Below are 9,766 nucleotides of genomic sequence, written 5' to 3'. Positions count from 1 at the left end.
TTCCCGCCTTGACAAGCACCCACCGCCCGTCAGCACACTCGGGCTTCGGGGTGCCCCACGCCACTCACCACAGCAATGTCGCCGCCAGGCGACGAGCCGATCACCCCCCTCAACTCACCCCTCAACGGGTGCGCCCCACCACTCCACCGAGCATCCCGCCGCACATCCGGCAATACTCGAAACCGTGACCAGCCCGAACCTCCACTTCCTAGGCCACGCGACCACCCGCGTGGAACTAGCCGGCCAGGTCGCCCTCACCGACCCAGTCCTCACCCGCTGGGTAGGCCCTCTCACCCGGGTCGCCCCGAAACCGGACGTCTCCGCCTGGACCGCGGTGGACCTCGTCCTCATTTCCCACCTCCACGGCGACCACCTCCACCTCCCTTCCCTCAAACTCCTCGGCAAGGCCACGAGAATCGCCGTCCCGAGGGGTGCCGGCTCCTGGCTGGCCAAACAGGGCTTCACGGAGGTAGAAGAACTCGCCCCGGGCGAAACCATCACTTCCGGCCAGCTGACCGTCACCGCTACCGAGGCCGTCCACTCCGGCCACCGCTGGGGCCCCCGCCTCACCCACGGCCCGCAGAGCCCCGCCCTCGGCCACCTCATCGAGGGAGACAACCAGCGGATCTACTCCGCCGGCGACACCGACCTGTTCCCCGGCATGGCCGATCTGGGTCCCGTTGACGTAGCCCTGCTCCCCGTCTGGGGCTGGGGCCCGAACCTCGGCCCCGGCCACCTGACGCCGGAACGAGCCGCCGAGGCCGCCGCGCTTCTGCAGGCCCGCGCGGCGGTGCCGGTGCACTGGGGCACCCTCGCCGTACCCGGCCTCCATCTCACCGCCAAGATGCGCCAGCTCCTCGTGGAACCCCCGCGCACCTTCGCGCACCACGTCCGCTGCCAGGGCCTGGACACCGAGGTCCTGCACACCCGGCCCGGCTCCGACGTCCTGCTCCCGGCCCGCGAGGAGCGCGGGTGAATTGGACAGACCCGTCAGCGATCGGCTACCCGGCGCTGTTCGGCGGAGTGCTGCTCGGCTCCGTGATCCCGATCGTGCCGACCGGCGCGGTCGTCGGCGCGGCGGCCGCGGTCGCGATGACCACCGACCACCTCTCGCTTCCGCTGGTCATCCTGCTGGCGGTCGCGGGCGCGTATCTGGGCGACGTGATCACCTTCGCCGTCCCGAGGTTCGGCAGTGAACCGTTGCTGCGCTTCGTGGAACGACGCCAGCAAGCCGAACGCCTCGCGAAAGGCCGCGAACAGTTCGCGAGACGCGGCTGGCAGCTCGTGGTGATCGGCCGGCTGATTCCCGCCGGACGCATCCCGGTGCTGCTCGCCGCGGGCACGCTCGGCTATCCCTGGCGCAAATTCCTGCCGTCCGGTCTGCTGGCCTGCGTGCTGTGGGCGGTCGCGTATTCGCTGCTGGGCATCCTCAGCGGCGGCATCTTCGACTCGCCGCTCATCGCGTCGATGCTCGCCACCGTCCTGGTGCTGCTGGTGACCGCATTGACCACGCTGATCTCCAAGAAACGGGCGGCCCATCACACGGGAGGACACCGATGACGACCCCTGCTCCGGCGAAGGGCCGGCTGTTGCGCGGCGGCCGGGTCGTCGCGCGGGTCCTGCTGGTCTGGGTCGCGGGCACCGGCGCGTTGCGGCTGCTCGACGCGTGGCTCGACGGGTTCCGGATGCAGTCGTGGTGGCAGCCGACGGTGTGCGCGCTGATCCTCGGGCTGCTCGTCTCCGTGGTGTGGCCGCTCGTGGTGCGGGTGGCGTGGCCGATCGCGTACTTCACCCTCGGCGTCGGCACGTACATCCTGCTCAGCGCCGCCGCGTTGGCGATTCTGCAGGCCGTGCCCGGGGTCGAACTGCACGGATTCTCGACGGCGGTCGTCATCACCGTCGCGATGTCCGCGGTGGGCGCGGTGATCTCCAGCGTGCTGGCCGTGGACGAGGACGAGATCTTCTTCCGCCGCGCCGCTCGCCGCCGGAGGAAAGCAGCGCACCGCACCGATTTCGCGGACCAACCGCCCGGCGTGGTCTTCCTGCAGATCGACGGGCTGGGTTACGACACCGTCCGGCGCGCGGTGCGGGACGGCGACATGCCGACCTTCGCCAAGTGGCTGTCCGAGGGCACGCATTCGCTGACCCGCTGGCACACCGACTGGAGTTCGCAGACCGGCGCGAGCGTCTGCGGGATCCTGCACGGTTCGAACTACGACATCCTCGGTTTCCGCTGGTACGAGAAGGATCGCGACCACGTCATGGCGTGCGCGCATCCGTCCGACGCGGCCGAGATCGAGCGGCGGCACAGCGACGGGCGCGGCCTGCTGTCGATCGGCGGCGCGAGCCACGGCAACCTCTTCTCCGGCGACGCCCCGCACGTCAGCCTGACCATGAGTTCGGTCCCGGTGCTCACCCCGCGCAAGCGGCGCCGGGACCGGGTCGGCGCGGGCTATCGCGCCTACTTCGCCAATCCCGTCAACGTGCTGCGCACCTTCGGGGTCGCGCTCGCCGACGTCGTCCGCGAGCTGTCCGCCGCGGCCAAACAACGCCGCGCCGGCGTGCTGCCGAGGATCCCGCGTGGCGGCGTCTACCCGCTCGCCCGGCCGGGCACGACGGTGATCGCCCGCGACGTCGTGGTGTCCGCGATCATCGGCGACATGCTCGCCGGGCGGCCGGTCGTGTACGCCGATTTCCTCGGCTACGACGAGGTCGCGCACCACTCCGGCATCGAGCGGTTCGACACGCTGGAAGTCCTGCGGTCGATCGATCAGCAGTTCGCTCGGCTGCTGCGCGCCAGCCGGCTTTCGCCGCGGAAGTACCACCTCGTCGGGCTTTCCGACCACGGGCAGACCCAGGGGCAGGCGTTCGTCGACCGGTTCGGCGAGACCATCGAGTCGCTCGTCGGAAGGCTCTGCGGCGGCGAACCCGTTGCCGAGCAAGGAAAGCGCCGGCAGGCGGAAAGCTGGCAGGTCAACGCCGCACTGGCCGAGGCGAGCGCGGGCGGCGGGCTGATCGCCCGGCGGCTGCGGGCCCGGGTGGAAGGCGCGGAAGGAGCCGAGAACCGGCCGCGGACCGCGACCGGGTCGCCGGGGCAGGTCGCGCGAGTGGCTCCCGGGGTCGTCGCCGTCGTGTCCGGGCATCTGGCGATGGTGTCGTTCACCGAGCACGAGGGCCGGGTCGAACTGGAGACAATCGAGCGCGAGTATCCGGACCTGCTGCCGACGCTGGTCGACCACGCCGGCGTCGGGTTCATCCTGGTCCGCAGCCGCGAATTCGGTCCGGTGGTGCTGGGTCGCGACGGATTGAAGCGGCTGGCCACCGGCGTCGTGATCGGCGAAGACCCGCTGGCCGACTACGGTCCGCACGCGGCCGAGCTGGTCCAGCGCGTCGACAGTTTCCCGCACTGCGCGGACATCATGATCAACAGCCGGTACGACCCGGACTCCGACCAGTCGTCGCCGTTCGAACGGCACGTCGGCTCGCACGGCGCGCTCGGCGGACCGCAGCAACGAGGCTTCCTGCTGTATCCGCGAGAATTCCCTGCACCCGGCGAACCCGTCGGCGCGGAGGCCGTGCACCGCGTGTTCCGCGACTGGCTCACCTTCCTCGGCCACCCGGAACCCGGTGCGGCCGAAGACAAACCCGCCGTCGTCCCCTCGGAGGCAGTGTCATGAGCAACCCGATCGTCTACGGCGCGAGCTGGTGCCCGGACGTCAAACGCAGCCGTGCACTGCTCGACGCGAAGGGCGTCGAGTACGACTACGTGGACGTCGAGGCCGACCCCGCCGCCGAAGCCCGCGTACGCCAGCTGCAGGACGGGGCGCGCCGCATCCCGACCATCGTCTTCGCGGACGGCAGCCACCTCGTGGAGCCGAGCGACGACGAACTGAACGCGCACCTGTCGCGGTGACTCCGCTGACGGAACTCCCGCTGGGCACGCGGGTGGTCGTGCGGTACCGGATCGAGGGGGGATTCACCGACGCCCTCGGTCCGTTGCGGGCTCGCGACGCCGACACCTGCACGGTGGAAACCAAACGCGGCCTGGTCGTCGTCCCGCTGGCCGCGGTGGTCGCCGCCAAACCGGTGCCGCCTGCGCCGAAGCGGAAATCCGCCGAGCCGAACCTCTGACCGCGACCGGCTCGTCCAGGCCGGAGCCCTTTCTCGCCTTCCGCACCGGCTTCGCCCTGCTCTGCTAAAGTCGTTTCGTGTCGCAACGAAACGACTCCGTACGGCTGGCCCGGGCGGTCATGGAGCTCATCGACCGGGGCCACCGCCAGATCTCGCGCCATCTGGATCTCACCCGGATCCAGGTGCTGGCGACCGTCGCCGCCCGGGAACCCGTGCGCCCCAGCGCGATCGCCGCCGAACTCGGGCTCACCGCGTCGGCGACCAGCCGGCATCTCACCGCGCTGGAACGGGCGGAGCAGATCGTCGTCGAGCCCGATCCGGACGACTCCCGCACGTTCCTCGTCCGGCAGACCGGACCGGGTCGCGCGGAGCTCGACAGCACGATCGAGGCGGGAGCCGCCGTGTTCGCGGAAGTCATCGCCGACTGGCCGGAGGCAGACCTGACCGCCGCGCTGACGCTGGTCACCCGCCTCAACCAAGCCTGGGCACAGCGCGGCGACACTGCCGCCGCCCCGCCCGGAACCGGTCCTCGCTGGCGGCGGGCCCGTCGAGTGCCGGGCAGCGAAGAGGAGGAGCGATGATCAGGGACCCAGGCACCCGGCCACGACCCGTCCCAGCGCCGGTCCAAGGAGCACGGTTGCTGCTGGCCGTCGTGGCGGTCAGCCATCTGGCGGTGGCCGTGCTGATGTGGCTGAACCGGGACGCCTTGCGCACCCAGATCGTGTCCCAGCACCCGGATTTCGCCGCGTCCGAGGTCGATCGGTCCGTCGAGATCGCCGTGGTCTCCGGGGCGGTGTTCCACGGCGTCCTGCTGGTCCTGTGCGCACTGCTGGTCGGGAAGCTGACCACCGCGCGAAGGTGGACGCGCCGCCTCGCCACCGTCTCTCAGTTGTTGTCAGTGGTGTTCAGCGCCGTGTCCTGGTCGTCGTCTCCGCTGTTCCACGTGAGCATTCCGATCATCGGCGCCGCGCAGCTGCTGCTCGTCGCTCTGCTCTGGATCCCCCGGTCGGCGCGGGAATTCTTCGCCAGCCGGAAATCGAGTGGCCCGCCCGAGCCGAGTTTGTGACGATCACCGGATGCGCACCTTCGACGAACTGGCGGACGAGGCCGCGTCGGTGTCCGTGGACGGCTGGGATTTCTCCTGGCTCGACGGCCGGGCCAGCGAACAGCGGCCGTCCTGGGGCTATCAGCGGCTGCTCGGCGAGCGGCTGCGGGAGGTCCAGTCCGTAGTGGACATCCAAACCGGCGGCGGCGAGGTGCTGGCCGGGGTGCCGGTGTTGCCGCCGCTGACGGTCGCCACCGAATCGTGGCCGCCGAATCTCCAGAAGGCCGCCGCACTGCTGGAACCGCGAGGCGCGACCGTCGTGGCGGATACCGACGAGCCGCCGCTTCCGTTTCGGGACAACGTGTTCGACATGGTCGTCAGCCGGCATCCGGTCACCGTCTGGTGGGACGAGATCGCGCGCGTGCTCAAGCCCGGCGGGAGCTATCTGTCGCAGCAAGTCGGGCCGTGGAGCGTGTTCGAACTGGTCGAGTACTTCCTCGGGCCGCAGCCGCCCGAGGTGCGCAACAGCCGCCATCCGGACCGCGCGAAGGCCGAAGCGGAGCAGGCCGGGCTGGAGGTGGCAGACCTGCGCTTCGAGGAACTGCGCACTGAGTTCCACGACATCGGCGCGGTGATTTACTTCCTGCGCAAGGTGATCTGGATGGTGCCGGGGTTCACAGTGGACGAATACCGGCCGCGGCTGCGCGAGCTGCACGAGGAGCTGCGGAAGGGGCCGTTCGTCGCGACGACTACTCGGTTCCTGATCGAGGCGCGCAAGCGATAGCCGCCTCGATCCCGTCCGCCAGCACCGCCACGCCGGCCTCGAAGCTCAGCCGCGCCTCATGCTCCAAATAGGACACTCCGGCCGGCGGCGGCGAGCTTTCCCCGCCGAGCTTAGCGACATTCGGGTACCGTTCCGGCAGATCCGGGACCAGCTCGCCGAGCGCCGCCGTCCGGGTCCGCCACCAGTCCTCATCGGACAGTCCGGTTTCCTTCAGCGCCAGCCGCGATTCCGCGGCGATCTGCACCGCGCCGCGCACGACGTTGAGCAGCGCGCCCACCAGCCGGCGCACCTGGGCGGCGGGCAGACCGGTCGCGAACAGCACTCGCAGCATCGTTTCCTGCATCCGGAACTCCCCCGGGCCCAGCACCGGCCGCGCATAGGACACCTGCAGCAGCCACGGGTGCCGGAGATGGAATTCCCACAGGTCGCCGGCCAGCTCAAGCAACGCGGGACGCCAGCCGCCGGACAGGTCGTGGTCGGCGCGCAGATCGCCGAACACCTGGTCGCACATCAAGTCGATCAGCTCGGCCTTGCTCGGCACATACGTGTACAGCGCCATCGCCGTGCGCCCGAGCCGCTCGCCGACCGCGCGCATCGACAACGCGGACATTCCCTCGGCGTCCGCGAGTTCGATCGCCGCCTCGACGATGCGGTCCACGCTGAGCGCGGGTTTCGGCCCCGGCGCGCTGCGCGGTTCGGCTCCCGCGCGCCACAGCAGCTCCATCGAACGGCGGGCGTCGCCCTGCCCCGCGAACACGACCACCGGCGACCCCTTTCCCCTTACAGGATAAAGGACCGACGGGGCCGCTGGCTCAGCCGTCCACCTCGATCGCGAGCGCCGGGCAGAGCTGCGCCGCCTCCTTCGCCCGCGCGTGCAGTTCCGCAGGCGGGTTTTCCTGGAGCAGCACCACGATCCCGTCCTCGTCGCGCTGGTCGAACACCTCGGGCGCGACGAGCACGCACTGCCCGGCCCCGACGCAGCGGGACTGGTCGACGACCACCTTCATCTCGCGGCTCCTTTCACCAGGTCACGGGGAGTTCGTGCACCCCGTAGACCGCCATGTCGTGTTTGAACTTCAGTTCCTCCATCGGCGTCGCCAGCCGGAGCGTCGGGATCCGCCGGTACAGCGTCCGGTACACCACCTGCAGTTCGACCCGGGCGAGCGGCTGGCCGAGGCATTGGTGCACGCCGTAGCCGAACGCGACGTGGTGGCGAGCCTTGCGGGTGACGTCGAGCTCGTCCGGCTCGGGGAACTGCGTTTCGTCCCGGTTGGCGATGTCGGTGGCCGCGATCAGGCCCTCGCCCGCGCGCACGGTCTGCCCGCCGATCTCCAGGTCTTCGAGCGCGACGCGGCGACGTCCGGAGTGGACGATCGTCAGGTAGCGCAGCAGCTCCTCGACCGCGTTGGCCAGCAACGCGTCGTCGCCGTCGCGGACCGCGGCGAGCTGATCCGGATGCTCCAGCAACGCGACGGTGCCGAGCGCGATCATGTTCGCCGTGGTCTCGTGCCCAGCCACGAGCAGCAGCCGGCCCATCGAAGCGGCTTCCTCGACGGTCATCGCACCGGTGGCGACCTGCCCGGTCGCGAGGCGGCTCAACACGTCGTCGGCCGGGTCGTGGATCTTCTTCTCCACCAGCCGCCCGAGATAGCCGCACAGCTCCTCGGCCGCGGCGAGCGCCTGTTCGGCGGTCGACTCCCGCGAGACCAGGATCTTGCTGCAGCGGTGGAAGAAATCGCGATCGTCATACGGCACGCCGAGCAGTTCGCAGATCACCAGCGACGGCACCGGCAGCGCGAACGCCTGCACGAGGTCGGCGGGTTTCGGCCCGGCCAGCATCTCGTCGAGCAGCTCGTCGACGATCTGCTGGATCCGCGGCCGCATCCGCTCGACCTTTTTCACCATGAAATCGCCGGTGAGCAGCCGTCGCTGGGCGGCGTGCTCCGGATCGTCCATGCCGATGAACGCCTTGAACCGGCTGCGCTGCGCCTTGATCCCCGGGGTCTGCGCCGGATAGCCGGCCCGGCTGGGATCGGCGCTCACGCGCGGGTCGGTGAGCACCGTGCGGACGTCTTCGTAGCGGGTGAACAGCCACGGTTCGCTGCCGTCCCAGATCCGCACGCGGGACACCGGATCGTCGCGGAGCTTGCGATCGAGCGCGGGCGGCGGGTCGAACGGGCAGCGCCCGCGCGACATCGGGAACTGCTCTACGGGCCGGGCTTCGGCCATGCCAGCCTCCTGGGGAAGTCGCCAAACGATTGTTCGGATACTTACCGAACAGATGTTAGGAGATTTGGTGAACGACTGACCAGACGCGCGGGTCAAGATCACCGGGATGGCCGTGGACGAGAGTGGCAAACGGGAGAAAACGCCCGCGCCTCAAGCGAAAATGAGCGACAGCAACTCGTCGGCGAAGTTCACGACGGCTTCCTCGTTCGGCTGCCTCGCCGACGAGTGGAACAGCGCGACGCGGCCGTGCGCGCCGACGAACGCGATCACCCCGGCCCGGTCGGCGGGCACGCGGAGCGCCGCCCCGGCCTCCGCGCAGCGGGCGAACGCGGCGGTGATCCGGTCGATGAGATCGATCGTCGGGCCCTGCGGCCGGACCTCCGGCGAGGTGCGGCGGGCCCCGTTCGCGGTCATCAGCCGGTAATGGCCGGGGTTGTCCATCGCGAAGCGGCAGTACGCGTGCAGCAGCGCGCGCACCCGGCCCACCGGATCTTCGGCGGGAACCCGGGATTCCGCCGTTTCCATCGCGAGCCGCAGCCGGCCGAACTCGTGCTCGACGAGGCCGGCGACGAGCGCGGCCCGGTCGCTGAAGTGCTGGTAGATGCTGGCCGGGGCGATGCCGACGGCGCGCGCGACGCCGCGGATGGTGAGCGCGTCCTCGCCGTCGAGTTCCGACAGGAGCCTGCTCGCCGCGGCGAGGATTTCCCCGCGCAGCCGCTCGCCCTCTCCCCAGCGGTTGCGCGTGCGGGCCTGGACTTCTTCGGACACCTGCCCATTCTTACCGCTCGCGCTGCCCGGTCCCGCTCCGGCCCGCCGCGGATGTCGATCGTTTCGTCGCCCGTCAGCCATCCGAGGTTCACCGACTGGGCGAGGGCGGCCGATAGCGTTCCCCGGTGGACGATCAGGGGTGGCTGGACGACTTCCAGCGGCGGATTGACGAGATGCAGGCGAAAAGCCTCGCACTGCAGGCGACCTTGAGCACCGCGGAAGGACGCGGCACCTCAGGCGACGGACTGGTGTCGGTTTCGGTCGCTCCGAACGGCGCGCTCAAGAACCTGGAGATCGACGACCGCGCCCTGCGGCACGGCGGCGCCCGGCTGACCGCCTCGATCATGGACGCCTACGGCAAGGCGCAGCGCCAGGTTTCGCGCGACGTCATCGACGCGTTCGAGCCGATCGCCGGCGACAGCGAGATGATGAACGTGGTCAAGTCCTATCTGCCGGAGGCCGAGGAGGAGCCGGAACCTCCGGCCGAGCCGTCGCGGCCCGAACCGCCCGCCCGGTACGCGGGTCCTCCGCCGGGCACCACCACCCCGCCGGGCAGCGCGGCGTACGGCCGCCCGATGCCCCCGCCTGGCGGCGCGACGCACAGCCGTCCGCCGATGCCGCCTCCGGGCAACACCCCGCCGCCGCCCCCGGCCGCGCCCGACCCGCCGAGGCCGACGTCCGGGCCGCACCGCAGGCGCGCCGAGGGCGAGGACGACGACGAGATGCAGCCGTGGTGACCGGGGTGTCAACCCGTCGTTAGTGCTGGGAAATCACCAGTTGCCGGACCGTACGAAAGGGGGGTCACAATC

13 protein-coding genes are annotated in these 9,766 nt (G+C 70.5%); 9 read left to right on the top strand and 4 right to left on the bottom strand.

The features are described from left to right. Nucleotides 1-184: 184 nt before the first annotated feature. The 8 genes from L942_RS17580 to L942_RS17545 all read left to right on the top strand — a co-directional run bounded on the left by L942_RS17580 (nt 185) and on the right by L942_RS17545 (nt 5,960). Nucleotides 185-976 carry an MBL fold metallo-hydrolase gene (locus L942_RS17580; protein ID WP_037361631.1) on the top strand — a complete coding sequence of 264 codons (792 nt, stop codon included), beginning with the start codon at nt 185-187 and terminating at the stop codon, nt 974-976. Next, nucleotides 973-1,560, top strand: a complete 588-nt coding sequence (locus L942_RS17575) for a DedA family protein (protein WP_037361629.1) — start codon at nt 973-975, stop codon at nt 1,558-1,560. Before L942_RS17580 ends, L942_RS17575 begins: the two co-directional genes overlap by 4 nt. Next, complete coding sequence (locus L942_RS17570; RefSeq protein ID WP_037361627.1) at nt 1,557-3,677, top strand: phage holin family protein; 2,121 nt, start codon at nt 1,557-1,559, stop codon at nt 3,675-3,677. Before L942_RS17575 ends, L942_RS17570 begins: the two co-directional genes overlap by 4 nt. Then, nucleotides 3,674-3,913 carry a glutaredoxin family protein gene (locus L942_RS17565; protein ID WP_037361625.1) on the top strand — a complete coding sequence of 80 codons (240 nt, stop codon included), beginning with the start codon at nt 3,674-3,676 and terminating at the stop codon, nt 3,911-3,913. The genes L942_RS17570 and L942_RS17565 overlap by 4 nt, the downstream gene beginning before the upstream one ends. After that, on the top strand, nt 3,910-4,131 hold the full coding sequence (locus L942_RS17560; RefSeq protein ID WP_037361623.1) for a putative acetyltransferase: 222 nt from the start codon (nt 3,910-3,912) through the stop codon (nt 4,129-4,131). The genes L942_RS17565 and L942_RS17560 overlap by 4 nt, the downstream gene beginning before the upstream one ends. Before the next feature lie 77 nt (nt 4,132-4,208). Further along, nucleotides 4,209-4,712, top strand: a complete 504-nt coding sequence (locus L942_RS42040; protein ID WP_158684483.1) for a MarR family winged helix-turn-helix transcriptional regulator — start codon at nt 4,209-4,211, stop codon at nt 4,710-4,712. Between the two features lie 56 nt (nt 4,713-4,768). Then, complete coding sequence (locus L942_RS17550) at nt 4,769-5,197, top strand: hypothetical protein (protein WP_037361621.1); 429 nt, start codon at nt 4,769-4,771, stop codon at nt 5,195-5,197. A gap of 10 nt (nt 5,198-5,207) precedes the next feature. Continuing rightward, nucleotides 5,208-5,960 (top strand): class I SAM-dependent methyltransferase, encoded by a 753-nt coding sequence (locus L942_RS17545; RefSeq protein ID WP_037361619.1) that lies wholly within the window; start codon nt 5,208-5,210, stop codon nt 5,958-5,960. Here the strand turns inward: L942_RS17545 and L942_RS17540 are convergent. From L942_RS17540 to L942_RS17525, 4 genes are all read right to left on the bottom strand, one after another. After that, on the bottom strand, nt 5,926-6,723 hold the full coding sequence (locus tag L942_RS17540) for a TetR/AcrR family transcriptional regulator (protein ID WP_037361617.1): 798 nt from the start codon (nt 6,721-6,723) through the stop codon (nt 5,926-5,928). The genes L942_RS17545 and L942_RS17540 overlap by 35 nt on opposite strands. Before the next feature lie 49 nt (nt 6,724-6,772). Further along, nucleotides 6,773-6,967 carry a ferredoxin gene (locus L942_RS17535; protein WP_037361615.1) on the bottom strand — a complete coding sequence of 65 codons (195 nt, stop codon included), beginning with the start codon at nt 6,965-6,967 and terminating at the stop codon, nt 6,773-6,775. Between the two features lie 13 nt (nt 6,968-6,980). Continuing rightward, nucleotides 6,981-8,189: a cytochrome P450 gene (locus L942_RS17530; protein ID WP_037361613.1), complete on the bottom strand. Its 1,209-nt coding sequence runs from the start codon at nt 8,187-8,189 to the stop codon at nt 6,981-6,983. 150 nt (nt 8,190-8,339) lie between these two features. Continuing rightward, nucleotides 8,340-8,957 carry a TetR/AcrR family transcriptional regulator gene (locus tag L942_RS17525; protein WP_106964928.1) on the bottom strand — a complete coding sequence of 206 codons (618 nt, stop codon included), beginning with the start codon at nt 8,955-8,957 and terminating at the stop codon, nt 8,340-8,342. 125 nt (nt 8,958-9,082) lie between these two features. Here L942_RS17525 and L942_RS45890 point away from each other — a divergent pair, with 125 nt between their 5' ends. Further along, nucleotides 9,083-9,694 (top strand): YbaB/EbfC family nucleoid-associated protein, encoded by a 612-nt coding sequence (locus tag L942_RS45890; RefSeq protein ID WP_037361611.1) that lies wholly within the window; start codon nt 9,083-9,085, stop codon nt 9,692-9,694. Nucleotides 9,695-9,766: the final 72 nt, after the last annotated feature.

Origin of the sequence: Amycolatopsis orientalis DSM 43388 (assembly GCF_000411975.1) — a bacterium.
Classification (GTDB): domain Bacteria; phylum Actinomycetota; class Actinomycetes; order Mycobacteriales; family Pseudonocardiaceae; genus Amycolatopsis; species Amycolatopsis orientalis_D.
This window is presented reverse-complemented; position numbering and strand designations above follow the sequence as displayed.